Source organism: Actinokineospora sp. NBRC 105648, assembly GCF_030269645.1.
Taxonomy (GTDB): domain Bacteria; phylum Actinomycetota; class Actinomycetes; order Mycobacteriales; family Pseudonocardiaceae; genus Actinokineospora.
Genome location: NZ_BSTR01000024.1, coordinates 1 through 25,483, shown reverse-complemented (window position 1 = coordinate 25,483; position 25,483 = coordinate 1). Strand labels below are relative to the sequence as shown.

General features: G+C 70.9%; 21 protein-coding genes. 4 read left to right on the top strand and 17 right to left on the bottom strand.

Going from position 1 to position 25,483, the window contains the following annotated elements; genetic code table 11:
* Positions 1-7: 7 nt before the first annotated feature.
* The 3 genes from QSK30_RS21025 to QSK30_RS21015 form a co-directional block, all read right to left on the bottom strand.
* Positions 8-490, bottom strand: a complete 483-nt coding sequence (locus QSK30_RS21025) for a phosphatase PAP2 family protein (protein ID WP_285505226.1) — start codon at positions 488-490, stop codon at positions 8-10.
* 108 nt (positions 491-598) lie between these two features.
* Positions 599-1,816, bottom strand: coding sequence for a UDP-galactopyranose mutase (gene glf, locus QSK30_RS21020; protein WP_285505094.1), 1,218 nt, complete (start codon positions 1,814-1,816; stop codon positions 599-601).
* A 145-nt stretch (positions 1,817-1,961) separates the two neighbouring features.
* On the bottom strand, positions 1,962-2,936 hold the full coding sequence (locus tag QSK30_RS21015; protein WP_285505092.1) for an LLM class flavin-dependent oxidoreductase: 975 nt from the start codon (positions 2,934-2,936) through the stop codon (positions 1,962-1,964).
* A 146-nt stretch (positions 2,937-3,082) separates the two neighbouring features.
* On the opposite strand from QSK30_RS21015, the gene QSK30_RS21010 reads away from it, so the two are divergent.
* Entirely contained in the window at positions 3,083-3,892 is an 810-nt protein-coding gene (locus QSK30_RS21010; protein ID WP_285505090.1) for a Cof-type HAD-IIB family hydrolase, read from the top strand.
* A 1,049-nt stretch (positions 3,893-4,941) separates the two neighbouring features.
* Here the strand turns inward: QSK30_RS21010 and QSK30_RS21005 are convergent.
* Positions 4,942-5,664: a lysophospholipid acyltransferase family protein gene (locus tag QSK30_RS21005; protein WP_285505089.1), complete on the bottom strand. Its 723-nt coding sequence runs from the start codon at positions 5,662-5,664 to the stop codon at positions 4,942-4,944.
* Positions 5,664-6,020 (bottom strand): hypothetical protein, encoded by a 357-nt coding sequence (locus QSK30_RS21000; RefSeq protein WP_285505087.1) that lies wholly within the window; start codon positions 6,018-6,020, stop codon positions 5,664-5,666. Before QSK30_RS21000 ends, QSK30_RS21005 begins: the two co-directional genes overlap by 1 nt.
* Positions 6,021-6,275: 255 nt before the next feature.
* On the opposite strand from QSK30_RS21000, the gene QSK30_RS20995 reads away from it, so the two are divergent.
* On the top strand, positions 6,276-6,479 hold the full coding sequence (locus QSK30_RS20995; RefSeq protein WP_091449812.1) for a cold-shock protein: 204 nt from the start codon (positions 6,276-6,278) through the stop codon (positions 6,477-6,479).
* Between the two features lie 103 nt (positions 6,480-6,582).
* Here the strand turns inward: QSK30_RS20995 and QSK30_RS20990 are convergent, their stop codons facing one another.
* The 7 genes from QSK30_RS20990 to QSK30_RS20960 all read right to left on the bottom strand — a co-directional run bounded on the left by QSK30_RS20990 (position 6,583) and on the right by QSK30_RS20960 (position 16,255).
* On the bottom strand, positions 6,583-8,475 hold the full coding sequence (locus tag QSK30_RS20990) for a glycosyltransferase (protein WP_285505085.1): 1,893 nt from the start codon (positions 8,473-8,475) through the stop codon (positions 6,583-6,585).
* A gap of 86 nt (positions 8,476-8,561) precedes the next feature.
* The gene (locus QSK30_RS20985; protein WP_502871858.1) at positions 8,562-10,466 is read right to left on the bottom strand and encodes a glycosyltransferase; all 1,905 of its coding nucleotides are present in this window, start codon (positions 10,464-10,466) and stop codon (positions 8,562-8,564) included.
* 207 nt (positions 10,467-10,673) lie between these two features.
* The gene (locus QSK30_RS20980) at positions 10,674-11,111 is read right to left on the bottom strand and encodes a DUF2304 domain-containing protein (RefSeq protein ID WP_285505081.1); all 438 of its coding nucleotides are present in this window, start codon (positions 11,109-11,111) and stop codon (positions 10,674-10,676) included.
* Positions 11,112-11,120: 9 nt separating this feature from the next.
* Positions 11,121-11,858 (bottom strand): glycosyltransferase family 2 protein, encoded by a 738-nt coding sequence (locus tag QSK30_RS20975; protein WP_285505080.1) that lies wholly within the window; start codon positions 11,856-11,858, stop codon positions 11,121-11,123.
* Positions 11,859-11,888: 30 nt separating this feature from the next.
* Positions 11,889-13,853, bottom strand: coding sequence for a DUF6541 family protein (locus QSK30_RS20970; protein WP_285505079.1), 1,965 nt, complete (start codon positions 13,851-13,853; stop codon positions 11,889-11,891).
* An 87-nt stretch (positions 13,854-13,940) separates the two neighbouring features.
* Positions 13,941-15,242: a lipopolysaccharide biosynthesis protein gene (locus QSK30_RS20965; protein ID WP_285505078.1), complete on the bottom strand. Its 1,302-nt coding sequence runs from the start codon at positions 15,240-15,242 to the stop codon at positions 13,941-13,943.
* Positions 15,239-16,255: a glycosyltransferase family 2 protein gene (locus QSK30_RS20960; protein ID WP_285505076.1), complete on the bottom strand. Its 1,017-nt coding sequence runs from the start codon at positions 16,253-16,255 to the stop codon at positions 15,239-15,241. Before QSK30_RS20960 ends, QSK30_RS20965 begins: the two co-directional genes overlap by 4 nt.
* Positions 16,256-16,341: 86 nt before the next feature.
* Between QSK30_RS20960 and QSK30_RS20955 the strand changes: the two genes are divergently transcribed.
* Entirely contained in the window at positions 16,342-17,445 is a 1,104-nt protein-coding gene (locus tag QSK30_RS20955; RefSeq protein ID WP_285505075.1) for a UDP-N-acetylglucosamine 2-epimerase, read from the top strand.
* Positions 17,446-17,511: 66 nt separating this feature from the next.
* Here the strand turns inward: QSK30_RS20955 and QSK30_RS20950 are convergent, their stop codons facing one another.
* The 4 genes from QSK30_RS20950 to QSK30_RS20935 all read right to left on the bottom strand — a co-directional run bounded on the left by QSK30_RS20950 (position 17,512) and on the right by QSK30_RS20935 (position 22,000).
* Positions 17,512-18,198: an acyl-ACP--UDP-N-acetylglucosamine O-acyltransferase family protein gene (locus tag QSK30_RS20950; protein ID WP_285505074.1), complete on the bottom strand. Its 687-nt coding sequence runs from the start codon at positions 18,196-18,198 to the stop codon at positions 17,512-17,514.
* A gap of 1 nt (position 18,199) precedes the next feature.
* Positions 18,200-19,162, bottom strand: coding sequence for a Gfo/Idh/MocA family protein (locus QSK30_RS20945; RefSeq protein ID WP_285505073.1), 963 nt, complete (start codon positions 19,160-19,162; stop codon positions 18,200-18,202).
* Positions 19,159-20,256, bottom strand: a complete 1,098-nt coding sequence (locus QSK30_RS20940; protein WP_285505072.1) for a DegT/DnrJ/EryC1/StrS family aminotransferase — start codon at positions 20,254-20,256, stop codon at positions 19,159-19,161. The genes QSK30_RS20945 and QSK30_RS20940 overlap by 4 nt, the downstream gene beginning before the upstream one ends.
* Positions 20,257-20,332: 76 nt before the next feature.
* Entirely contained in the window at positions 20,333-22,000 is a 1,668-nt protein-coding gene (locus tag QSK30_RS20935; RefSeq protein WP_285505071.1) for a hypothetical protein, read from the bottom strand.
* Between the two features lie 169 nt (positions 22,001-22,169).
* Here QSK30_RS20935 and lhgD point away from each other — a divergent pair, with 169 nt between their 5' ends.
* Positions 22,170-23,360 carry an L-2-hydroxyglutarate dehydrogenase gene (gene lhgD, locus QSK30_RS20930; RefSeq protein WP_285505069.1) on the top strand — a complete coding sequence of 397 codons (1,191 nt, stop codon included), beginning with the start codon at positions 22,170-22,172 and terminating at the stop codon, positions 23,358-23,360.
* Positions 23,361-23,997: 637 nt separating this feature from the next.
* Here lhgD and serS read toward each other — a convergent pair.
* Entirely contained in the window at positions 23,998-25,260 is a 1,263-nt protein-coding gene (gene serS, locus QSK30_RS20925) for a serine--tRNA ligase (RefSeq protein ID WP_285505068.1), read from the bottom strand.
* Positions 25,261-25,483 lie beyond the last annotated feature (223 nt).

Below are 25,483 nucleotides of genomic sequence, written 5' to 3'. Positions count from 1 at the left end.
GCGCGGCTCACCGCTTGCCCCCGCGCAGCTTGCGCCGGAGCACGCCGCCGAGGACGGCGCCCAGGGCGGAGCCGGCGAGCACGTCGCTCGGGTAGTGCACGCCGAGCACCAGCCGCGAGAGCAGCATCGGCGGGACCAGCACCGGGACCAGCGAGCGCCCGGTGAGGCCCGAGTACAGCACGGCCGCCGCGGTGGTCGAGGTGGCGTGCGAGGACGGGAAGCTCAGCTTGCTCGGCGTGCTGACCAGCACCTGCACGGACGGGTCGTCCGGCCGCGGCCTGCGCACCACGCGCTTGACCGCGATCGAGGCGGCGTGCGCGGCGACCACACCGCCCGCGGCGACCAGCCAGTCCTTGCGCCGCTTCTTGTCCACGGCGGCGCCGACCAGGCCGAGCGCGAACCACCCCGCGCTGTGCTCACCGAACAGGGAGAGCCCACGTGCCGCCTTCACCACCGGGGCTTTGCCGATGGCGCCCTGTACCCGGCTCAGCGCCGCGGTCTCCCGCCCGGCGCCGGACGTGCTGCGGTTCACGTGCATGACCTCCCAGTTGTGGCTGTCCCCCGGTGTGGGATCGGGGGAACAGCCGCGGTGTTTCGCTCAGCCGTCCAGCGACCCGTCGAGCGGCGCGCCGTCGGTCAGGTGCGGAGCCACCTTGTTGTCGAAGACCGAGAGCGCCGAACCGATCGCCATGTGCATGTCGAGGTACTGGTACGTGCCCAGCCGACCACCGAAGACGATGTTCTTCTGGGCCGCCTCGGCCTTGGCCAGCTCCCGGTAGGAGGCCAGCTTGGTGCGGTCCTCGGGGGTGTTGATCGGGTAGTACGGCTCGTCGGTCTCCTGCGCGGAGCGGGAGAACTCGCGGACGATGACCGTCTTGTCCGTCGGGTAGTGCGTGCGCTCCGGGTGGAAGTGCCGGAACTCGTGGATCCGGGTGTAGGGGACGTCCTCGTCGCTGTAGTTCATGACCGAGGTGCCCTGGTAGTCACCGGTCGGCACGACCTCGGTCTCGAAGTCGAGGGTGCGCCAGCCCAGCCGCCCGGCCGAGTAGTCGAAGTACCGGTCCAGCGGCCCGGTGTAGACCGTCGGGGTGCCCGCCGGGATCCGGTCGCGCACGTCGAAGTAGTCGGTGTTGAGCCGCACGTCGATGTTGTGGTGCGCGGCCATCTTCTCCAGCCACGCGGTGTACCCGTCGACCGGCAGGCCCTCGTAGGTGTCGTTGAAGTACCGGTTGTTGAAGGTGTAGCGCACCGGCAGCCGGGTGATGATCGACGGCGCCAGCTCCTTCGGGTCGGTCTGCCACTGCTTGGCCGTGTAGCCGCGGATGAACGCCTCGTAGAGCGGGCGCCCGATCAGCGAGATCGCCTTCTCCTCCAGGTTCTGCGCCTGGTCGGTGTCGATCTCGGCGGACTGCTCGGCGATCAGCGCGCTGGCCTCGTCCGGCGAGAACGACTTGCCGAAGAAGGTGTTGATCATGGCCAGGTTCATCGGCAGGGAGTAGACCTGCTCCTGGTACTTGGCGAAGACGCGGTGCTGGTAGTCGGTGAACTCGGTGAACTGGTTCACGTAGTCCCACACCCGCTTGTTGGAGGTGTGGAACAGGTGCGCGCCGTAGCGGTGCACCTCGATGCCGGTCTCGGGTTCGGCCTCGGAGTAGGCGTTGCCGCCGATGTGCGAGCGCCGGTCGAGCACGAGCACGCGCTTCCCCAGCTGGCTCGCGGTGCGCTCGGCGATCGTCAGGCCGAAGAATCCGGACCCGACGACGACCAGGTCGTACCCGTCGTAGTTGTCGTCATTGGTTTCAGCAACCGCGCTCACGGTGGCTGAGGCTACCCGCGCCCGCCGAGTGGTCCCCAAGCGCCTCTCCCCAGGAAAACGGCCATCCACCCCGGGACGGCGACAGGTCCCGGTGCCGATACCCCCGGCGCCGGGACCTGCCACTACCCCTTACCCCTGCGATCCCCTACCCCTCCGAACTGCCTCCCCCACCATCACGGACGCCCAAGACCCCGCTGTCGTTGCTCTCGGCGGCCGCCATTCGCGTCGCGCGCCCGCCCATCACCGGCAGCACGTCGGCGGCGACCTGCTCGAGCACGGTCTCACGGCCGGCGTACGGGCCGTCCGGGCGCGGCCAGTGGGTGACCACGTCGGTGAACCCGGCGTCGCGGGCGCGGCCGATCTGCTCGGTGAAGGCGCCGACGCTCTCCAGCGCGAACAGCGGCGAGGCGTCGACGCTGACGTAGCGGTCGACGGTGGCCGGGTCGCGGTCCTCGGCGGCCAGCGCCTCGTCGAACCGCGCGGCGCGACGGGTGACGTCGGCCCACCAGGCGTCGAGCGAGGGCGCCTCGCGCAGGCCGGTGGTGACCCAGCCCTGGCCGAACTCCGCGGCCACCCGCATCGCCTTCGGGCCGTTGGCGGCGACGAGGAACGGCACCCGGGGCCGCTGCACGCAGCCGGGCGCGCTGCGCGCCTGGGTGGTCGAGTAGTGGGTGCCCTCGAAGGTGGTCTTGGGTCTGGTCAGCAGGGCGTCGGTGAGCTCGACGAACTCGGCGAACCGGTCGGCGACCTCGGCCGGGGTGAGCTCGGGGGCGGCCATGACCTGGCGGTCGTACCCGCCGACACCGCTCTGGCCGGAGCCGAGGCCGAGCAGGAACCGGCCGTCGGAGATGTCGTCGAGGGCCAGCACCTCCCGGGCGAACGGGACCGGCTGCCGGAAGTTGGGGGAGGCGACGAAGGTGCCCAGCCGGATCTCCGAGGTCACCATCGCCGCCGCGGTCAGGGTGGGGACGGCGTCGAACCAGGGCCCGTCGACCAGCGTCCGCCAGCCGAGGTGGTCATAGGTCCAAGCGTGGTCGAAGCCGTACTCCTCCGCGCCCCGCCACCGCGGCTCGGCTGCCCACCAGCGGTGCTCGGGGAGAATGACGATGCCTACGCGCACGCGACGAACATAGCGGTCAACACCAGCACAGCCGGTAGCGCTCGCCGTCACCCGTCCGAGGTTTCATTACCGGTAAGGAAGTGGACAGGTGTGACCCCGGTGATATCGGACCGTCCGGCGCTCGACGCTCTGGGAAGGTGTGGCCCGTGGACAAGCCCGCTCTGGTCGCCTCGGACGTGGACGGCACGCTGCTCGCGCCCCAGGAGGAGCTGACCCCGCGGACGCTGGCCGCGATCAGCCGGATCCTGGCCGACGGGACACCGTTCGTGCTGGTCAGCGGCCGCCCGCCGCGCTGGATCCCACCGGTGGCCGACCAGGCGGGACTGCACGGGTACGCGGTGTGCGCCAACGGCGCGATCATCTACGACATCAGCACCCGGCACGTGCTCTCCGCGCACACCCTCGACCCGATCGTGCTGCACGACGTGGCGAGGGTCCTGGACAAGGCCCTGCCCGGGATGTTCCTGGCGACCGAGCGGGCGTTCACCGGCCCCGCGCTGGGCCTGGAGGCGTACCGGATGGAACCGGGCTTCAGCAACCCGTGGGGCGACCAGGAGAACAACTTCCACCCGCGGGCGGAGGTGCTCGGACACCCGGCGACCAAGCTGCTGGTCCGCCACCAGGGCATGACCAGCGCGGAGATGGCCTCAGCCGCGGGCGAACTGCTCGGCGACGCCGTGGACATCACCTACTCCACGAACCGGGGCCTGATCGAGATCTCGGCCCGCGGCGTGACGAAGGCCACAGGCCTGGCCGAAGTGGCCCTCGCGGTGGGCGCGACCCAGGAGTCGACCATCGCGTTCGGCGACATGCCCAACGACATCGAGATGCTCCGCTGGGCGGGGCACGGAGTGGCGATGGCGAACGCGAACGACGAGGTGAAGGCGGCCGCTGACGAGATCACGGCACCGAACAGCGAGGACGGCGTGGCACTGGTCCTGGAGCGCTGGTTCTGAGCCTGGTTCGGGGCTGCTGCGGGGCGGTTCAGGGCCGGTTCTCCAGGCCGGTTTCTCCGGGCCGGTTCCGGGTCGCTTTGAGCTGCTCTGGGCTGACCGGGGCCTGCGGTGGGCTGTGTTTGGGGCTGCTGTGGGCTGTTGGCGCCCTGTGGATAACTCCGGTTGGTGACCGGGTTTCCGTCGGGGTGGCCTGGAAGGATTGATATTGGGGGTTCTCTGCGCGCGAGGGTGTGGAAGCGGGGGCTCGCTCGGCTCGGCGTTGCCGTCTTCGTTGGCCGGGGTCGCATGCGTGGGATCGGTCTGGTGGGGTTGCTGCCCTGCGTGGCCCGGCTTACAAGCGGGGCTCGATCTAGTGAACTCACTTCGTGCGGGGCCCCTAGAGCACCGCGGTGGGGAAAAAGCGTGGGGAGAAGGGCATCCCCACCAACGGGCCAGGTTAGCGGCACTCTCCCCCCACACGAAGCGAGTCCACTAGATCGAGCATCCGTAGCGGGGCCGGCGGTACCAGCGGGGTCGGCCTCACCGCTGCGGAACCAGCCGGGTCGGCCCAGCCGCTGCGAAAGCAGCGGGGCTTCTCCTGTGCGGAACCAGCGAGGGCGGCTTGTCCTCTGCGGAAACCAGTGGGGTCGGCCTCACCGCTGCGGAACCAGCGAAGGCGGCTTCTCCTCTGCGGAACCAATGGGGGCGGCCTCACCGCTGCGGAACCAGACTGCTGCGGGACCAGCGAAGGTGGCTTCCCCTTTGCGGAACCAGCCGGTCGGCCTCACCAGCGGGGCGGCCTCACCGCTGCGGTTTGGTGGGTGGGGGCGGCCTTCAGGTGCGGCGCCAGCCAAGAGGGGCGAAAGTTCCCCTCCGGCACCAGCAAGGGCGACCTTTCGCTGCGACACCGGCGGGGTGGTCTGCGGCTGCGGTCCTGTGGGTGGGTGGGGAGCTCGCTCTGGTCTGGTGGGCTGACTCGTGGGCTGGGAGTGGCTGGTTGGGGCAGCCGGAATGGCGACCTTCCAGGCAGATGCCTGCCCGGTGGACCCGGGCAGGCCTGTCCCGGTTCGCTACTCGGGTTTGCGGCGGTCCAGTTCTGCTGCTTCGTCCGGTGTCGGTGCGGTGCCGCCAAGGTGGGCTGGTTGCCACCAGGCGCCTGCCGGGGCCTCTGGGTAGTCCTTCTGGACGCGGTCCAGCAGGGCCGTCATGCGCAGCCTCAGGTCCCTGGTTGCCTCGTCCAGGTCGCCGTCGACCGTGAAGGGTTCGCCCGCCAGGATCGAGATGGGGATGTGGCGCTGCTTGAGGTCCTTGGGCCTGCCCTTGGTCCAGAGCCGCTGGGTGCCCCACAGTGCCATCGGCACGATCGGGACGCCCGCTTCCGCCGCCAGTCGGACCGTGCCGCTCTTGATCTCCTTGACGGTGAAGGAGCGGCTGATGGTGGCCTCCGGGAACACCCCGACCACCTCGCCCGCGCGCAGTTTGGCCAGGGCTTCCTGGTACGAAGCCGCGCCTGCCGAGCGGTCTACCGGGATGTGGCGCATGCCACGCATCAGTGGGCCCGCGACCCGGTTGGCGAAGATCTCCTGCTTGGCCATGAACCGGACCAGCCGCTTGGCCGGTTGGGCGCCGTAGCCGCAGAAGATGAAGTCCAGGTAGCTGACGTGGTTGCAGGCGATGAGCGCCCCGCCGGTGGCGGGGATGTGCTCGGTGCCCTGGATGTCGAGCCGGTAGTCCATGACCCGGAACAGGGTCTTCGCGGCCAGGACGACCGGCGGGTAGACGAGATCGGCCACTAGCCGCTCACGGCCTTGGCGGAGTGCGCGCGCATCGCGATCGGGGCCCCGGCGAGGTCTTCCTCGTTGCACAGGAGCTTGACGTCGTAATACGGCTTGCCCTCGCCGTCGTCGTAGTCCAGGTGGATGGCGATGACGTCCACCGGCTCACCCAGCCAATCCTGGGTGCTGCGCAGCCACGAGGCGGCCCGCTCCAGGGCGGCGGGCAGGTCGTCGTCGCGGAACTCGACCGGGCGGTACGGCACGCCCTGGACCTGGTCACCCTGGTGTGCCGGGCGCGGCAGGTCTACGGAGACCCCGGCGTCGTCGAGGCGAAGTGCGATGGACTCGGTGTTGGTGCTGGCGAGCTCGCTCACCTTGACAGCGTCTCCCAGCCGGTTGACCGCCGCAACCCCCGGGTCCGTGGCGGCACACACGTGCGGAAGCGATCAGGTGTGTGGTTGACTGTATCCGGTCGTGAATTTTCTTGAGTACGTGTTAGATCACGCTCGCAAGAGATCGTTGCGGGCGCGCGGTTTTCCTCCAGGTCAAGCCGGAGAAGTCGCCGTCTGAAACCGACCAGGGTCTGGGCGCCCGCCCAGTCCCAAGCGGTACCTGTTGAGGAGATAGACGTGGCACAGGGCACAGTGAAGTGGTTCAACTCCGAGAAGGGCTTCGGCTTCATCCAGCCGGACGACGGCGGCGCCGACGTCTTCGTGCACTACTCGGAGATCCAGGGCTCGGGCTTCAAGAGCCTGGACGAGAACCAGCGCGTGGAGTTCGAGATCGGCCAGGGCCAGAAGGGCCCGCAGGCCACCGGCGTCCGCGCCGTCTGATCTTCGTTCGTTGACGACGGGCCCGCTCCCCACAAGGGGGCGGGCCCGTTCGTCTTCTCCGCTGGTGGGCGGGCCGGTCACCTAGACCGGCCCGCCACCCGCGCTAGTTCTCGAAGACCTTGCGCCAGGACTCGGTGGAGGTCAGCTCCGGCAGGGCGGCCTTCCAGGTCGCCTGGGCCTGCGGCCACTCGGCCACCAGCCGCCGGTAGGTGGCCGCCGCCCGCTTGGACAGGTCCCGGAACACCTCCGGGTCGCGCCGCCGGAAGGCGACACCGCTGCCGTCGGGGGTCGAGACGGTGGCGCTGTCCAGGTTGCCCAGCAGGAACCACAGCGCACTGCCCGCGGGCACGTTCACCTGCGGCCGCTCCTGCGCCGTCGGCGCCGGTGGGCGCAGGTTGCGCAGAACGGCCTTGGACGCCTGTGCGGCGATCCTGGCGGGGTGCGTGGGCGGTCGCAGCATCCGCTCGGCATGCGCGGCGTCCAGGGTGGGCGGCGGCACCTCACTGGCCGAGGCGAGCAGCTGGGCGTCGGTGTAGCGCTTGCGCAGCTGCTGCACCTGCGGCAACGCGGTCGGCAGCAGCTCGAAGAACCGGTCCGGCCCGGCGAGGAAGTCCTCGATCGCCTTGAGCTCGATGGCCACCGTCGAGTACTCCATCGACAGCAGCCGCCGGATGGTCGAGCGCAGGCCCTGCTTGAGCAGCGTCTTGCGCTGGTCGTGCGGGCTGTACAGCGCGGCGATCACCAGCCGGTTGCGCAGGTGGAAGTACACCGTCCAGTCCGACAGGTCGTTCTTGTCGGTCCACGGCATGTGCCACACGCCCGAGCCGGGCAGGGTGACCGTGGGGTAGCCCTTCTCCAGCGCGCGCAGCGAGTACTCGGCGTCGTCCCACTTGATGAACAGCGGCAGCGGCAGGCCGTTGGCCTCGACGACCTCGCGCGGGAACAGGCACATCCACCAGCCGTTGTAGCCCGCGTCGATCCGCCGGTGCAGGGCCCTGGTCTTGCGCAGCGAGTCGGTGCCGAAGTCGTGGTCGGTGACCGCGCCCGGCGCCGGGCCCCAGGTGCAGCTGCCCAGGTCGACGACCTCGCCCATGCTGTGCAGCCGCGAGCGGGCCTGCAGGTTGAGCATCTGGCTGCCCACCACCAGCGGGCTGGTCGCCGCGCGGGCGAACGCGCTGGCCCGCAGGATGCTGTCCGGCTCCAGGGCGATGTCGTCGTCCATCAGCACGATCTGGTCGACGTCGGAGTGCTCGACGGACTCGTAGAGCGCCCGGCTGAACCCGCCGGAGCCGCCCAGGTTGCCCTGGTCGATCACCTCTAGCCGGGCACCGAGCAGCGCGGCGGCCTCGGCGAAGCGCGGGTGCGCGACGATCTTCTTCGTGCCCTGGTCGGCCACGTAGACCTTGGCCAGCACGTCGAGCACCGCCTGGTCCTCGCCCAGCGCCAGCAGCGCGGCCACGCAGTCGTCCGGCCGGTTGAACGTGGTGGTGCCGATCGAGAGCCGCTTGGCGGGCAGGTCCAGGTCGGTGGCCCAGAACGCGTCCGAGATCACCAGTGGGCGCTCGTCGGTGAACACGTCGAACCAGATCCAGCCGCCGTCCTCGAACGGGGCCAGGTCGACCCGGAACTCGACCGTCTCGGCGTCCGCGCCGGTGCGCACGGCCTGGCCCGCGACGTGAACCTGGTCACCATTGGGCTTGGACCGGTAGACGTCGACCCGGCCGCCACCGCGCAGGTCCAGCCGCAGGATGACCTCGGTGAGCCGGGTCCAGCGCTTCCAGTAGGAAGCCGGGAAGGCGTTGAAGTAGGCCGCGAACGACACCCGCGCGGAGGCGGGCACGGTCACCGCGGTGCGCGAGGACACGTGGCAGTGCGCGGTCTCCGGCTCGTCCAGGTAGAGCGGCCGCACATCCACCGGGTCGGTGTCGCGCGGCAGGATCACCCGCTGGAGCACCACCTGGGCACCGCTGCGCCTCGTACTGTCCTGCTCGGTCACTTCCGCTCCTCCAGCGAGCCTGACTGATACCCGGCGAGACCGTCCCCCCGGGAGCTGTGCGTGTCCAACCTGCGTGCGCGAGCGGTCTACCGCAGTCCGTACAGCCGTTCCCAGTTGTCCTCGCCGGTGAGCTCCGGGATGGCGGCCCGGTACTCCTGCTGCAGCCGGGGCGACTCGGTGAGCAGCCGCTTGGCCAGCGCCGCGGTCCGCTTGCCCAGCTCGATCGTCATGGCCTTGTCCCGGACCCGCAGCCGGACGCTGTCCTGCGCGGCGTCGGTGACCACGGCCTTCTCGAACTGGGAGATGTGCCACCACGCGGAGTCGACCGCGGGGACCGCGCCGACGGTGTGCGCGGACTTGCCCAGGGTCAGGTAGGCCAGCCGCTTGAGCAGCACCAGGCGGGGCAGCTTGGGCTCCGGCTGGGCCGCCACCAGCGGCACGGTGCCCAGGCCGAGCTCGGGCAGCGCGGAGACCGGGTGCGCGATGGTGTCCGGGTACTCGGCGCGCAGCTTGCGGATCGCCGCGGCCGCCTGCTGGCCGCCGTCGGCCAGGATGGCCGGGCCCTCCAGGAAGTCCTCGACCGCCTTGATGATCGTGGCGGCGAAGCCGTACTGCATGCCCAGCAGCGCGCGGGCCACCCGGGACATGATCACCCGGGCGATCTGCTTGGGCGGGAACGGCGAGTGCAGCGCGGAGATGATCATCGCGTTGCGGACGGCGAAGTACTCGTTCCACTTGTCGCCGTCCTTCCAGTCGAAGTCGGCGTGCCACAGGCCCGCGCCGGGCAACGTCACCGTCGCGTAGCCGCGCGCGCGGGCGCGGTAGCCGTACTCGACGTCGTCCCACTGGAAGAACAGCGGGATCGGCAGGCCCAGCTCCCGGACGACCTCGTTCGGGATGAGGCAGGACCACCAGGCGTTGTAGTCGGCGTCGACGCGCCGGTCGCCGCGCGGCGGGCGGCCGGTGGACTCGCCCTCCTCGTCGATCTCCTCCTCGAGCAGGTCGACGTCGTCGAGGCCGTTGTAGACGACCTTGCCCGGCACGAGCTGCTCGAAGTCGGCGTACTCGGCGCCCGCGACCAGCCGGGTGGGGTGCAGCAGGCGCAGCATCTGGCCGCCGACCAGGGTGGGCCGGGTGCTGCGGTTGGCGAACGCGGAGAGCCGCACGGCGATCTCCGGCTCGCAGAGCACGTCGTCGTCCATCAGCAGGATGTTCGCGTCACCGGACTTGGTGACCTCGTACATGCCACGGCCGAAGCCGCCCGCGCCGCCGAGGTTGGGCTGGCGCAGGTAGTTGAGCCTGTCGCCCAGGCCCAGCTCGACCTCGCCGAACTGCGGCCGGGACTGCACCAGGTCGGTGCCCTGGTCGACGACGTAGACCGCGTCGATCACCGCGAGCGCGTCGGCGTCGGCGGCGAGCGCGCCCAGGGTGCGCACGCAGTCGTCGGCGCGGTTGAAGGTGCAGATGACCACCGAGGTCTGCCTGGCCCGCTCCGGGGCCTCGACCGTCCAGCTCATCCGCTCGACCGCCAGCGCGCTGCCCTCGGTGGTGATGTCCAGCCAGAGGAAGCCGCCGTCGAGGAACTTGTCCAGCTTGGCGGTCAGCGTGACGGTCTCGGCCTCGGCGCCCTCGACGTCGAGCACGCTCTCCGGCCGGGACTCGCCGCGGAAGTCGGAGGCGACCAGGGCCAGCCGGGCCGAGCCGGTGACGACCAGCTCGACGGTGACCTCGGCCACGACCGTCCAGCGCTGCCAGTACGAGGCGGGGAAGCGGCCGAAGTAGGTGTCGGTGCTGACCGCGGAGTAGGGCCGCACGGTCAGCCGGGCGCGCTCGCGGTCGGCCGCGCCGGAGACCACCGTGGTGTAGAGCCCGTCCGGGCACACCGGGTCCGGCCCGCGGAAGAGACCGCGCTGGGCGACCAGGCGTGCGGGCGCCTCGGTCACGACGACAGGGTCGGCATTGACAGCAGCACTGGGCGCACTACGGGACATGACGGGTTCGGTCCTCCAGAGAGCCGCCGGGCGGCCTTCTCAGTCGTCGACCGGTCACAGGACCCGCGGTCTCGGGCGCGATGGGTGACCGATCGTGGGGCTGGTGCGGGCGCTCCACGGCGCCCGAGGCACTCCAAGGCTACCTGCTCGCCCGAGTCCGACCCGGTCGGCCGCAGACCGGGCGGGTCGGCCGCGGACCCGGCGCGCTCACGTGCGCTGCGCGGTCGTGGCGTGTGTGCCGTTGACCCTGGTCGCAGCCGGTGCCCGGGTGTCCTCGACGGCGGTGATCCGGGCGTCCAGCTCGGCCCGGGCGCGCTCCAGCTCGGTGCGCAGCAGCGCGATCTCCTCGACCGCGGTCCTGGTCTCCTCCTCGAGGTGGCCGACCTCACTGCTCAGGTGCAGGCAGACGATCGCGAGCACGGTCCCGGCGAGGAAGAACACGAAGTTGGACGCGGTCTGCACCCCGACCATGTCGGCCAGCCCCTGCGCGGTGTTCGGGAAGATCCCGAACACGACCACGCCGATGCCGACCAGGATCCACAGGCCCGCGTACTTCTCGCGCAGCTTGCGGCGGCGCATCATCTCGACGACGACGAGCAGCACCAGGCAGGCGACGACGACGCTGAGCAAACGCCATCCAGCCATTGCGACCTCCTAGGCAGCGTCAGCCGACTCGACCGACGGACGACGGCGCACCAGCGCCAGGAGCAAGGCCAAACCGGCACGGACAAGGTACACCGCGGCCCGGATCGGGGTCTGGCTCGGCTGACCGCCGCTGCGCACCCGCATCTCGACCGGGACCTGCTTGACGACCAGCCCGCCGCGGATGGCCAGCACCAGCGACTCGACGGTGTCGCCGAGGTATTCGGCCGGGTAGTACTGCGCGAACATCTTCACCGCGCGCGGACCCGCGGCCTTGAAGCCGGAGGTGACGTCGGTGAGCTTGGTCCGGGCCAGCCGGGAGATCACGAAGGCCAGCACCCACATCGCCCACCGGCGCGGGCCGCGGGCGCGGTACTCGCCCTTGCCCGCGAACCGGGCGCCGATCACGAGGTCGGCGTCGACCAGGTTGTCGACCAGCTCGCGCACGTGCTCCGGGTCGTGCTGACCGTCCGCGTCGACCTGGACCACCACGTCGTAGCCGTTGGCCACCGCGTAGCGGAAGCCGGTGCGCATCGCGCCGCCGACGCCGAGGTTGACCGCGAGCCGGGCGACGGTGGCGCCCGCCTCGCGGGCCTTGGCCGAGGTCTGGTCCGACGAACCGTCGTCGACGACCAGGACACCGGCGTCCGGGAGCGTCTCGCGGACGTGCCGCACGACCGGGCCGACGTTGTTCTCCTCGTTCAGGGCGGGTAGCACGATGAGGATTCGCCTGCTGGCAACCTCAGTCATGGGGAAGACCTATCCTCGTCGGCAGGTGGGTCACTTGTTCCCGACCGCGGCCTGGCCGCGGGGCACCGGGTCGCCCGAGACGTCGGGCAGTTCGAAGATGATCGCGTCGGCGTTCTCGAAGACCTGCTTCACCCCGGGGACGCTGGGCAGCTCGATCAGGCCCGCCGCCCGGCTCTTGCCCGGCCGGACGTAGCCGGAGCCCAGGATGGCGTACCGCACCCCGAGCCTGCGCACCGCGGCCCGCACGTCCTCGTCGGAGTCGAGCTTGTTGAGGTCCTGGGTGAGCAGCGCGGCGTCGGTGCCCGCCACGTTGCCGTAGTAGGTCCACTCGACCGGCTGGACCTTGGCCAGGGCGTACATCCAGACCGAGCCGTCGAGGTTGTCGTTCATGACGTGCTCACCGGGTTTGACGTGCTGCCCGAGCCAGGCGTACGCCTCGCGCTCGCCGGTGCTGACCGTGGGGCCGTCGTGGTGCTGGGCGGCCAGGCGGGTGGCGTTGCGGTTGACGTAGGCGCCGCTGAGACCGGCGAGGATCAGCAGCACCAGGGCGGCGGCGCCGACGGCGATGTACGGGGTGGTCTTGGACCGGTCGGCGAAGACGTGCCACTGGGCGACGGCTGCCTCGGTGATGGTCCAGACGAACTCGCCGATGGCCAGCGCGCCCGCGAGCGCCATCAGCGCGGCCAGCCGCCAGGCGTCGTTGTAGAACGGGCCGGTGATCTTCTGGATGAGCGGGGACTCCAGCGACACGGTCACCGCGTAGAGGCCGCCGAAGGCGAGGTAGGACAGCGCCAGCCACACCATGCTGCGGTGCCGGAACATCAGGATCAGGCCGATGGCCGCCGGGATGCCCAGCCACCACTGCGGGAACGCGCTCGACGGGGAGAACAGCACGAACTGGCCGAACGCCTCGGCCGGGGTGGCCTCCGACGGCCAGATCGCCGAGGTGACGCCCGCGGCGTTGTACAGCGACGGCAGCACCAGGATGACCACGAACACCATCCCGAGCACCGCGGTGCCGACCAGCGGCTTCCAGGACCGGGCCCAGTCGATCGGCTCCAGCCGGATCAGCACGGTCAGCAGGATCACCGCGAAGTAGCCCGCGAGCACGAACGCGATGCTGGTGTGCAGGCCGACCAGGCCCGCGGTGGCCAGCGCGATCGCGATCGGGCCGCCGACGCCGCGGCCGACGAAGAGCAGCCGCACGGCGGCCAGCACGGCCGGGACCAGCGCGATGCCCGCGACGTAGGGCCACAGCGGACCGCGCCAGAGCGAGTCGTAGGGGAAGGTGCCGAACCAGGTGGACACGGCCGCGGCGGCGGCGACGCCGACCGAGGGCATCCGCCACGCCACGCCGAGCGCGGCGACGCCGAGCGGCCAGGCGATGACCCCGGCCATGGCGCCGAAGTTGAGCAGGTGCGGCATGTCGATGCCGACGCGGTCGAGGACCAGCGAGAGCAGCGCGTGGTAGGTGTCCGGGTAGAAGTAGTCGGACTGCGCGGGCAGGTTCGCGATGGTGCCCAGCCCGGACGGCGAGGCGTTGCCGTGCTCGGCGATCCAGCGGATCGCGTTGGCGTGGAACGGGGCGTCCCAGTCCTGGTTGAGCCAGTTCAGGTTCCCGATGCCGCGCAGGAAGGTCAGCACGCCGACGCCGATGCCCGCGGCCACGCCGAGCCCGATGACCAGGTGGCCGCCGGTGGTGAGCCTGCGCGGGCTCAGCTCGGTCTCGTACTCCTCGACCGGCTCGGCGGGCGAGCGGCGCGCGACCAGCCAGACGACCAGGGCACCGAGGGCCGAGAGCCCGACGAACCAGGCGGCGACGGTGAGCAGGTTCCAGGTGATGCCGAGCTTGCCGAAGAAGACCACGCCCAGCGAGACGCCGCCGAAGGTCAGGGCCGGGGCGATCGCGGCGAGCGTCCAGCCGCGCAGTCGGATGGCGGTGCCCAGGACGAGCCCGGGGAGCCAGAACGCCAGGAGAACCACGAGGACATTCATCTAGTAACTACCCACAGTCGGTCGACGGCCGATCACGGCTTCTCCGCGCCCGTGCGACAGCTCAGCGGTACCCGGCGCCCGAACACCTTAGCGCGGGGGTTCGGCCGCCGGGCCGGCGACCTGCACCGAGATGTCCCGGGGGTCCGATTTGGCCACGAAGCCCACCGCGACCAGCAGGCCGAGGGTGGGACCGGTCACCAGGCCGAGCACCGCGCGGGCGATCGTGTCGCCCGGGCCGAGGGCCAGGACCAGCGCGGAGGCGACCGCGACCACCGCCCAGATGGCCAGGACCTGGGCCGGGCGCACCCGCGCGACCAGCACCGCGGCGAGCAGCTGCACGATGGCCACGATCACCGAGGACCACACCAGGCCCGCGACCGCCCAGTCGGCGACGACGTACTTGTGGCCGAAGACCAGGTCGACCAGCCACGGGCCGACGAGGTAGCCGACGAGGGCGCCGAGCGCGCCGAGCGCCACCGCGCCGACGGTGCCCGCCGCGAGCAGCCTGCGCAGCTTGCGCAACCCCTCCGGCGAGGCGGAGAGCCGGACCACCACCGGCACGGCGAGCGCCTGGACGGCGGCGAACAGCAGCAGCGGCACCCTGGCCACGCCGAGCGCGGCGTAGAGCCCGCCGAGCGCGTTCGGGTCGCCGCCGGGGGCCAGCAGGCTGACCATCGCCGGGTAGCCGGTGATCACGCTGGCGGTGAGCGCGGCGCTGGAGAGCAGCATCAGCATCCGGCGCACGACCACGCCGGACGGGTCGCCGGGCAGCGCGGGGTCGATGTGCGCGCGGACCTTGGGCACGAACAGCACCCAGGCGAACGAGCCCACGGCCACCGCCACGGCCACCGGCACCAGATCCGCCACGGCCGCCAGCACCGCGGCGAGGATGAGCAGCGGCCGGACCGCCGCCTCGACGACGATCAGCCCGGCGTACGAGCCGACCTGGTCGTTGCCGATCAGCAGGCCGCGCACGGCGAACTGCGCCGCGAAGGCCACCCCGGCGACGAGCACGACCACGCCGAGCCCGTAGTGGCCGAGGAACAGCCGGTCGCTGACCGCCGGGACCAGCGGCACCAGCCCGACCACGGCCACCGCGCCCAGACCGACCAGCAGCGCCGTCACCGCGTCGCGGCTGATCTTCGCCTGGTTCTGGGTGGCGACCGCGGACACCCGGGCCAGTTCCTGCTCCAGCGGCGAGAGCGCGCTGCCGAGGCCGAACAGCAGACCCCAGAAGGTCATGAAGACCGCGTAGTCGGCGGGGCTGAAGACCCGACCGGTGAGGATGACGACCGCGAAGCCCAGTGCCGAGCCGATCAGGATGGCGCCGCTGATCCGCCCGACCGAGCGGCCCGTGACCGTGGTGGCGACCTCGGGCTCGGTGCTCACTTGCGCAACCGCGCCTTCGCCGCCATCAGCAGCCCGCGCAGCACGCCGAGGCCGAAGCCGCCCGCGAACAGCGGCAGCAGCGCGCTGACCGCGCGCGCCTCCCCCGGCGTCGCACCGCAGCGGCGCACCGCGACCCCGGCCGCGGCGCAGCCGACCACCCCGGCCGCGATGGTCGACTTGGGCCGCTTCACCAGCGCTGCCAAGGAAAGCGCACCCACCCCGAGCGCGCCGAAGAGCGCCGTGCGGGCCGGGCCAGCCGAGGTGAGGTAACTGTCCACATAGGTCGTACCGCGGTAGAGCGACTGCGCGGCGAACTTCCGCAGGGTGTCGCGGCCGTTGTAGACGGCGGCGAAACCGGGCGAGAGGTGGATGCGCTCGCGCTCGACGATCCAGCGCAGCACCTTGGTGTCGTCGCTGGCGAGCTTGATGTCGTCGTAGAGCGAGTCGAACTCGGCCATCGCGCCCACGAGCATGGCGTGCGGGGCGACGAAGAAACCGGTGCCCTTGGGGTAGAGGTCGAACTCGTCCTCGCCGAACGAGGTGAGCCTGGGGTCGGCGGTGTAGGCCCGCCACGGGATCTTGACCAGCCCGGCCATGAACCCGGCGTACGGGTTGCCCGCCGAGGCGACGGTGATGTGCCCGTTCCACACCAGCCGTTCCGGGTGCGCCACGAGTTGGTCACGCAGGTAGCCCAGGGCTTCCGGCTCGACGATCACCCGGCTGTCGAGCAGCAGCACGCGCTCGCCGGTGGCCTTGCCCAGCCCGGCCTTGCGGGCCTCGAACCGGCCGAGGTTGGCCTGGCTCACCACGGTCAGCCCATGCCTGCGGGCGAGGTCGGCCAGCACGTCGGCGGTGCCGTCGGTGCTGCCGTCGTCGACCACCACGACCTGGGCGGACCAGTCGGCACGGGCCAGCGAGGCGACCAGCGCCTCGACGCAGCGGACGATCCAGGTCTCCTCGTTGAAGACGGGGATGATGACGCTCAGGGTGGGCGCGGGGCCGTTGGTGGACATCGGCCGCGAGGATACCCGGGGGCCGCGGGCGCGCGGTGCTCACCTATTCTGGCCACTCTTCACCGTCGAGCCCAAAGGGTTGACCCGTGATCTCCTTCATTCTCGGCACCACGGCTGAGCTGATCAAGATCGCCCCGGTGTACCACGCGCTCGTCAACCGGGGCACCAAGCCGAAGATCTGGTTCACCGCCCAGCACGTCGACGAGGTCGCCGACGTCCTGTCCGACCTGCGGCTGCCGGAGCCGGACATGTGGTTCGTGCCGCGCTCCAAGGCGCACGGGCTCGAGACGCCCAAGCAGGTGCCGGGCTGGGCGCTGACGGTGGCCAGGACGGCCTGGAGCAGGCGCGCGGAGCTGCGCGCGATCCTGGCCGAGGACGGCAAGCCGCCGCTGGTCATCGTGCACGGCGACACCTTCACCACCCCCGGCGGCGCGTTCGTCGGCAAGCGCTTCCTCGGCGCCCGGGTCGCCCACGTCGAGGCCGGGTGCCGCAGCGGCAGCCTGCTCAGCCCGCTGCCCGAGGAGATCAACCGCAAGGTCGCCGCGAAGCTGGTCGACCTGCACTTCGCGCCGAGCGAGCGGGAGGCGCACAACCTGCGCCACGCCCGCGGCGCGGTCGTCGACACCGGCGCGAACACCGCGATCGACGCGCTGCGGATGGCGGTCAGCGAGCCGCCGCCCGCCGATCTGAACCTGCCCGACGAGTACGGCCTGGCCACGCTGCACCGGTTCGAGCTGGTGTCGCGCGCGGACAAGTACCGCGAGGCGCTGGAGGCGCTGCGGGCGCACAGCGAGAAGATCCCGATCCTGTACATGGCCGGTGGCCCCGAGCGCGAGCGCATCGAGCGGCTGGGTCTGGGCGGGCTGTTCGACGACAAGCGGTTCATCATCCAGCCGAAGCTGCGCTACCTGCGGTTCCTGCCGGTGGTGGCCCGGGCGAAGTTCGTGGTCACCGACTCCGGCGGCCTGGGCGCGGAGTGCTACTACCTCGGCCTGCCGTGCGCGATCCACCGCGAGCGGACCGAGTCGCCGCAGCACATCGGCGAGACCGTGGTGCTCACCGAGATGCGCCAGGACAAGCTGACCGACTTCCTCTCGACCTACCAGAACCGCCGCGGCCCGTCGCTGGTCGACCAGTACCAGCCGAGCGAGATCATCGCCGAGACGCTGCAGCGCCTCGGCCACTGCTGAGCCTGCTCTGACGCCTGGTCGCCGTTCGCCCGGTTCGCGTGCTCACGCGACCGGGCGAACGGCGTTTCAGCGCTCTGACCAGGCCTTGAGCAGGTCCACGACCTCGGCGGGCACGCCCGCGGGCAGCACCTCGGACTCCCCCGACAGGTAGGGCTGGAGGGCGAGCACGGTCTCGTCGTCGCAGCCGCGGCGGGACAGGCCCACGGTGTTGAAGCCGATCGAGCGGGCCGGGTTGCCCACGACCTTGGCGAACGCGCCGACCTCGCGGGTCACCACCGCGCCCATGCCCACCATGGCGCACGGGCCGATGTTCGTCCGCTGGTGCACGACCGTGCCCAGGCCCAGGTTCGCCCCGTCCCAGACCGAGCAGTGCCCGGCCACCTGCACCCCGCTGGTGATCGTCACCGCGTTGCCGACCACGCAGTCGTGCGCGATCCAGGAGCGGCCCATCAGGTAGCAGTCGTCGCCCAGGACGGTGGTGGCGAACATGCCCTGGGTGATCGAGACCGACTCGCGCAGGGTGTTGCGGTCACCGATGACGACCCCGCCGCCCTCGGTCTCGCCGTCCCAGCCGACCGGGTGCGGTCCGCCCCGGTAGTCGGCGGGCTGGCCGATGTCGACCCGCGGGCCGAACCAGTTGCCGTCGCCGATCCGGGCCGGGCCGACCAGCACCGAGAACGGGCCGATGACGTTGCCCTCGCCCAGTTCGACGCCCGGCCCGATGATCGCCGTCGGGTGGATGCGGTTGCCCATGTCAGCCCTGGGTGCGCGCCATGACGGCGGCCACGGTGCGGTGCGCGGGCAGGATCGAGCGGCGCTCCTCGTCGGCGTCCACCCGGCCGGCGACCAGGTCGAGGAACCGGTCGAGCTGGGTGGCCAGCGGCTCGCGGGCGGTGAGCAGCTCGGGGATCTCGATGATGCTCTGCTGCCGGTAGCCGCGGCCGTCCGGGGTGAACGCGTCCTGGGCGACGCTGCGGTTGATGGTCACCGTGCGGCTGATCAGGTCGACCTCGATGAGCCGGTCGAGCTCGTAGACCGCGAGCGTGCGGATCTTGCGCTGGCCGATCCGGCTGGCCGACACAGCCGCGACGCCGGTCGGGAAGCGCAGCACCGCGTCGACGACGTCCTCGGCGCCGGGCACCGACTCCGGGTGGAACTGGCCCACCTCGGCCGAGACCGCCACCGGCTCGGCGCCGCCGAAGCAGCGCAGCGCGATGTCCACGTCGTGCACCAGCAGGTCCCAGGCGACCCCGGTCTTGATCCGGGACGCGTACGGCGAGTGCCGCTTGGCCGCGACGTGCACCGGCGCGTCGATCAGGCTCAGCGCGGTCATCACCGCCGGGTTGTAGCGCTCCAGCAGCCCGCACATGATCGGCACACCGGCGGACTCGGCCAGCTCGAGCACCTCGGTGGTCTGCTCGAGGTTGGCGCACACCGGCTTCTCGACCAGCAGCGGCGTGCCCTGGCCGAGCACCTGGAGGGCGAGCTCGTGGTGCGCCTCGGTGGCCGCGGCCACCACCACGGCGTCCACATCGGACAGATCGCCGAGCTCGGGCCGCCAGCGGGTGCCGAAGCGCTCGGCGACCGCGGTGCCGATCTCCTCGCGCGGGTCGACCAGCACGGCCAGCTCGCAGTCCGGTGACTGGGCGATGACCCTGGCGTGCAGGGAACCCATCGAGCCGACGCCGACGAGGGCGATCCGGGGACCGGTGCTCACGCGCCCAACACCTCCCGAACGGTCGCGACGATGTGGTCGATGTTCTCGGCGGTGACCTTCGGGTGCACCGGCAGCGACAGCGCCCGCGCGGCGACGGAGGCGGCCACCGGGGCCGGGGAGGAGATCACCCCGGGGTGGTCGCGGTAGCAGTCGTAGTCGAAGACCAGCTTCGGGTAGTACACGCCGTTGCCGACACCGCGCTCGGCGAGCTTGGCGGCGAACTCGTCGCGGTCGACGGGGGCCTCGTCGGTGAGCAGCACCGTGTACTGGTGCCACACGTGGGTGCGGCCCGCAAGCACGTCGGGGGTGCGCAGGCCCGGGATTCCCGCGAGCCCGGCGGTCAGCGCGATCGCGTTGGCCCGGCGGGCGGCGGTCAGCTCGGTGAGCCGCTCCAGCTGCGGGATGCCGACGGCGGCGTGCAGGTCGGTCATCCGGTAGTTGTGGCCCGCGACCTCGTACTGGTAGCGCGCCCGCATCCCCTGGTTGCGCAGCACGCGCAGCCGGTCGGCCAGCTGGTCGTCGGCGGTGGTGATCACGCCGCCCTCGGCCGTGGTGACGTTCTTGGTGGCGTAGAGGGAGAAGCAGCCGAGCCCGAAGCTGCCCGCCTGGCGGCCCCCGAAGGACGCGCCGACGGCCTGCGCGGCGTCCTCGACCACGGCCAGCCCGTGCTCCTCGGCCAGCGGGGCGAGCTTGCCCATGTCGGCCATCTGCCCGTAGAGGTGCACCGGCATCAGGACCTTGGTGCGCGGGCCGACGGCGGTGGCCACCGCGTCCGGGTCCAGGGCGAAGTCGGTCTCGCCGATGTCGGCGAAGCGCGCGGTGGCGCCCGCCTCGAGGATCGCGTTGAGCGTGGCGACGAAGGTGAACGGGGAGGTCACCACCTCGTCCCCCGGCTGCAGGTCGAGCACCTGGAGCGCGGCGACCAGAGCCGTGGTGCCGCTGTTGACCGCCACCGCGTGGGGCACACCGGCGACCTCGGCGAACGCGTCTTCGAACCGCTTGACCATCGGTCCTTGCGCGATCATTCCGGACCGCAGGACTTCCAGGACCAACGGTTCAGCGCCGACGACATCGACGGCGGAGATCGGGATCATGGGATCTTCCTTGGTTGTTCACACCCGGGCTGTACGTCCGGGCGAAGGTACCCCGTCCGGGTTCACCCGCTCCAAGTCACGTCTGACCACGGCGCAGCACCGGGCCGCAGGCGCGCCGCGGGGCCGCCGCGTTGCGGGCGGGCAGCGAGCCGACCCGGGCGGCGGCGTAGGCGCGCATCTCGTCGAGGGTGGCCGGGTCGGGCACGCGGTCCTTGCGCACCCAGAAGCCGACGTTGTCGGTGGCCAGGCTCAGGACCTCCGCAGGTGGCGAGTGGTAGACGAGGTCGTACGCCTGCGCGAAGCGGGGGTCGGCGGGGAGACCGAGGGTGCGGTCCCAGGTGCCGATCAGGGTGATGAAATCGGGCTTGGCCTCGGTGAGGACGTAGTCGCGGAAGCCCGGCAGGTCGCCCGCGCCGAGGTACCGCGCGATCCGCCGGTCGCCCAGACCGGCCAGGTCGACCAGCCGGAGCCTGCTGACCAGCGCCACGCCGCCCAGGTCGATGACGCCCGCGCTGAGGTCGTCGCCGCCGAGGATGTCGGCCAAGCCGTTGAGGGTGCGCGCGTCGCGCTCCACCACGACGCACATCGGGGTCTTGACCGCGGCCCGGAACGCCCGGCCCGCGGCGACGAGCTGGGTGAGCGAGAGCACCGCGGCGATCACCAGCCCACCGGCGAGCAGCACCTTCGACCGCGGCCGGACGGTGTCCCACACCGCGGTGACCGTGGTCGCGCCGGTGAGCGCGCCCAGCACCCACACCGGGGTGGCGAAGCGGTACTCCCCCATCCAGTCCGGCAGCAGCACGCAGAACGCGACGACGGCCAGGGCCAGCGGCACGAGCAGCCCGGTGAACCGCGCGCGCTCGGGCACGGGCCGGGTGAGCACGGCGGCGAGACAGCCCACGACCAGCAGCACGATCGGCCAGCCCGCGTAGACGACCAGGTTGCCAGCGGTCCCGAGGTCCTCGATCTCGGGGAGCGGCTGGGACTTGGCCACCGCGGTGTTGGGCACCAGCAGGCCGAACACCGACCACCGCCAGGCGACGTACCCGCCGAAGGGCACCGCGAAGGCCGCGACGGACACCGCGGCGGCGACCAGGGTGGCCCGGAGCCGTTCGCGCCGGAGCAGGACGAGGGCGACCAGGCTGAACGCGCCCGCGTAGATCGCGCCGTCCGGCCTGCTCAACGCGGCGCCCGCGGCGAGGACACCGGCCAGCGCGGCGGTGCCGGGGCGCAGCAGGCGGTCGGACGCGATCGCACGGACCAGGACCGCGGCGATCGCGGTGACGAACAGCGCGTAGACGGAGTTCTCCAGGCCGGAAAAGCACCAGATCACGAAAGACGGCGTGGCCGCGAGCGCGCCGCCTGCCAGCAGCGTGGCAGTCCGCGGCCGGGCGGTGATGGCCTTGGCGGTGAAGTAGAAGAGGGTCAGCACCCCGGCGCAGCAGGCCAGGGCCAGCGCCTTGGGGAAGAGCACGTAGTCGGGGACGCCGAGGATCGTGCCGTGGTCGAACAGGCCCAGCACCGAGCCCAGGGCGAGCAGCAGCAGCCAGACCGGGTTCGAGTAGCCCTCGACCGGTTCCGCGCCGGGCTGCAGCACCGGCCCGAGGCCGTCGGCCACACTGCGGGCGTAGCCGAAGGTGATGGCCGCGTCGTCCATGATCCAGTGCCCGTAGAGCGCGGCGTGCCCGGCGAGCAGGACGACCCCGGTGACCACGGCGGCGACCGCACCGATGCGATGTCTCACAGAAACGGCGGGCCGGGCTGGTGCGACACTTCGCTCTGGGGCCGGTTTCTCGAGCCGATCCTCGGTCTCGGTGGCGCTCACGATGGAACCCGCTTCCTTCGATGGGTAGCAGATCGCGCAAAGCTAGAGGCCGGGTGTTTCCATTGCGTAACCGGGGATGGGGTATTTGTTGCGGAGCGTAGTCGTCATTGGCGGGGGGATCGTCGGACTGGCGGTCGCCCGATCGTTGGTAAGTCGTGGACTCTCGGTCACGGTCCTGGAGAAGGAAGACCGCTGGGGCGCCCACCAGACCGGCCACAACTCCAACGTCGTGCACGCCGGGCTGTACTACAAGCCGGGTTCGCTGAAGGCGCGGATGTCCGTCGCCGGAAACCACTCGATGGTGGAATACGCCCAGGCCAACGACGTACCGGTCCAGGTGTGCGGCAAACTCGTGGTGGCCACCTCGACCGACGAACTCCCCGCGCTGCGCGTCCTGGCCGAGCGCGCCGAGGCCAACGGCGTACCGGCCAAGCTGATCACCCCCGAGGAAGCACGCGAGTACGAGCCCGAGGTGGCGGCCGTCGCGGCACTGCGGGTCGAGAGCACCGGCATCATCGACTTCCCGGCCGTCTGCGCCGCGATCGTGCGCGAACTGTCGGCGGCGGGCGCGGACCTGCGACTGGACACCCCGGCACTGGCGATCCGCGCCGGCCTGGGCGGCGGTGTCGAGGTGGCCACCGGCGACGCCGTCATCCGAGCGGACGCCCTGGTCAACTGCGCAGGACTGCACAGCGACCGGGTCGCCCAGATGGCGGGCCTGACCCCGCGCGCCCGCATCGTCCCCTTCCGGGGCGAGTACTACGAGCTCCGACCCGAACGCGCCTCCCTGGTCCGGGGCTTGATCTACCCGGTCCCCGACCCGACCCTCCCCTTCCTCGGCGTCCACCTGACCCGAATGCTCGACGGCAGCGTCCACGCAGGCCCGAACGCCGTCCTCGCCCTACGCCGCGAGGGCTACCGCTGGCGAGACGTGTCCCTGGCAGACCTGGTCGACACCGCCCGCTACCCAGGCACCTGGCGACTGGCACGCAAGTACGCGTACCCGGTCGGACTGGACGAAGTCCGCCGCTCCCTGTCCAAGACCCGCTTCGCCGCAAGCCTGGCCAGACTGGTCCCTGCGGTGACGGCGGATGATCTGGTCCGAAGTGGAGCAGGGGTGCGAGCACAGGCACTGCTGCCAGACGGATCCCTTGTGGACGACTTCCTGATCGAGACGGCCCGCGACCAGGTGCACGTGCTCAACGCACCATCACCGGCAGCCACGAGCGCCCTGGAAATCGGCAACCACATCGCAAATCAGGTGCTGGAAAACGCCTAACACCCGACTCGCAATCCCCAATTGAAGAATTCCCCGGCCCTGCTGGCTATTACTCTTTTGTCTTTGTCTCGAAAAATCAAGCCCAACGCTACACAACACCCGCTACGGATGTGCTCGATTCAGTGGACTCACTTCGTGTGGGGGGAGAGCACCGCTAAACTTGCCGTGTGGTGGGGATGCCCTTCACCCGCCCTTTTTTCACCACCGCGGTGCTCTAGGGGCCCCGCACGAAGTGAGTTCACTGAATCGAGCTCGCTCTTAAGTCGGGCAACCTGGATGAGCTACACCCGGTTCAGGACGCGTAGCTCGTACAGGTTGCCCGACTAAGACGCAGGCTCGATCTGGCGAACTCCCTTTGCGCGGGGCCCCTAGAGCACCGCTGTGGGGAAAAAGCGTGGGGTGAAGGGCATCCCCACCACCAGGTCAAGGTTAGCGGCACTCCTCCCCCACACAAAGGGAGTCCGCCAGATCGAGCACATCCGTAACGGGTGTTGCGTTCCGTAGGGCTTAGCTATTAGGGAGCTGAAAGCAGAAGAACCGAGAACAGAGCAGGGAGCAGGGAGCAGGGAGCAGGGAGCAGGGAGCAGGGAGCAGGGAGCAATCTAGCCAAGTCAGAAACCAGCGCCCAGGATGGAAATCAGTTGACCGGCTTGAGGACTTCCAGGCCCAGGAATGGTCGTAGTGCCTCCGGGACCACTACCGAGCCATCTGCCTGCTGGTGGTTCTCCAGAATAGCCACGATCCACCTGGTGGTCGCCAGTGTCCCGTTCAGGGTCGCGGCGGTCTGCGGCTTGTTGTTCTCGTCGCGGTAGCGGACTCCGAGCCTGCGGGCTTGGAAGGTCGTGCAGTTCGATGTGGACGTCAGTTCCCGGTAGGCCTGCTGAGTCGGGATCCATGCCTCGCAGTCGAACTTGCGGTGGGCGCTGGTGCCGAGGTCGCCGGTGGCGGTGTCGATGATCCGGTAGGGGACCTCGATCTTGGCCAGCATCTCCTTCTCCCAGTCGAGCAGGCGCTGGTGTTCGGCTTCGGCTTCCGCGGGCTTGCAGTAGGAGAACATCTCGATCTTGTCGAACTGGTGGACGCGGATGATGCCCCTCGTGTCCTTGCCGTAGGAGCCCGCTTCGCGGCGGAAGCAGGTCGACCATCCCGCGTAGCGGCGGGGGCCTGCGGTCAGGTCGATGATCTCGTCGGCGTGGTAGCCGGCGAGGGCGACCTCGGAGGTGCCGACCAGGTAGAGGTCGTCGTCGCGCAGGCGGTAGATCTCGCTGGCGTGTTCGCCGAGGAAGCCGGTGCCCGCCATGATCTCCGGGCGGACCAGGACCGGGGGGATGACCAGGGTGAAGCCCGCCGCGGTGGCCTGGGCGGCGGCCATGTTCAGCAGGGCCAGTTGGAGCTGGGCGCCGATGCCGGTGAGGAAGTAGAACCGCGAGCCGGACACCTTGGCGCCGCGTTCCATGTCCAGGGCGCCGAGGCGGACGCCCAGGTCGAGGTGGTCGAGTGGGGTGAAGTCGAAGTCGCGCGGGGTGCCGATGTGGTCGAGGACCGTGTAGTCGTCCTCGCCGCCGACCGGGGCTGCGGGGTGGACCAGGTTGGGCAGGGCGCGGTGGGCCTGCTCGAAAGCTGTCTCTGCCTCGGACTGCTCGGCCTCGACGGCCTTGACCTCGGCGGCGAGCTCCTTGCCCTTGACCAGGAGCGCGTCGCGTTCCTCGCCGCGCGACTTGCCGACCTGCTTGCCGAACTGCTTCTGCTCGGCGCGCAGCGTGTCGGCGCGGGAGATCACCGAGCGGCGGCGCTCGTCGGCGGAGAGCAGGGCGTCGACGGCGGCCTGGTCCTCACCGCGGGCGCGCTGCGAGGCACGCACGGTCTCCGGGTCTTCGCGCAGAACCTTGAGGTCAATCACGGGTCGTGAGCGTAGTCCGCGCGCTCGCGGTCCTCGACCGGGATACCGCCGAAAGCCGCCGAGGACGGTGTCCCGTCCTCGGCGGTCGCTACGGCTTAGTACTCCAGCCGCACTTCGTAGTATTGGGTCTGTCTGCGCTGGTAGTGGGCTTGTTGGGCGCGGTATTGGTGGCGCCGGCGCCAGTGGGACCAGGCCCAGGTCGCGACGCGGTTGTACGGGGTGG

What these genes read in the sequence shown, in the direction of transcription:
- QSK30_RS20985 (WP_502871858.1), bottom strand. Translation starts at nt 10,466, where the DNA reads ATGTCCCGTAGTGCGCCCAGTGCTGCTGTCAATGCCGACCCTGTCGTC.
- QSK30_RS20980 (WP_285505081.1), bottom strand. Translation starts at nt 11,111, where the DNA reads ATGGCTGGATGGCGTTTGCTCAGCGTCGTCGTCGCCTGCCTGGTGCTG.
- QSK30_RS20975 (WP_285505080.1), bottom strand. Translation starts at nt 11,858, where the DNA reads ATGACTGAGGTTGCCAGCAGGCGAATCCTCATCGTGCTACCCGCCCTG.
- QSK30_RS20970 (WP_285505079.1), bottom strand. Translation starts at nt 13,853, where the DNA reads ATGAATGTCCTCGTGGTTCTCCTGGCGTTCTGGCTCCCCGGGCTCGTC.
- QSK30_RS20960 (WP_285505076.1), bottom strand. Translation starts at nt 16,255, where the DNA reads ATGTCCACCAACGGCCCCGCGCCCACCCTGAGCGTCATCATCCCCGTC.
- QSK30_RS20950 (WP_285505074.1), bottom strand. Translation starts at nt 18,198, where the DNA reads ATGGGCAACCGCATCCACCCGACGGCGATCATCGGGCCGGGCGTCGAA.
- QSK30_RS20940 (WP_285505072.1), bottom strand. Translation starts at nt 20,256, where the DNA reads ATGATCCCGATCTCCGCCGTCGATGTCGTCGGCGCTGAACCGTTGGTC.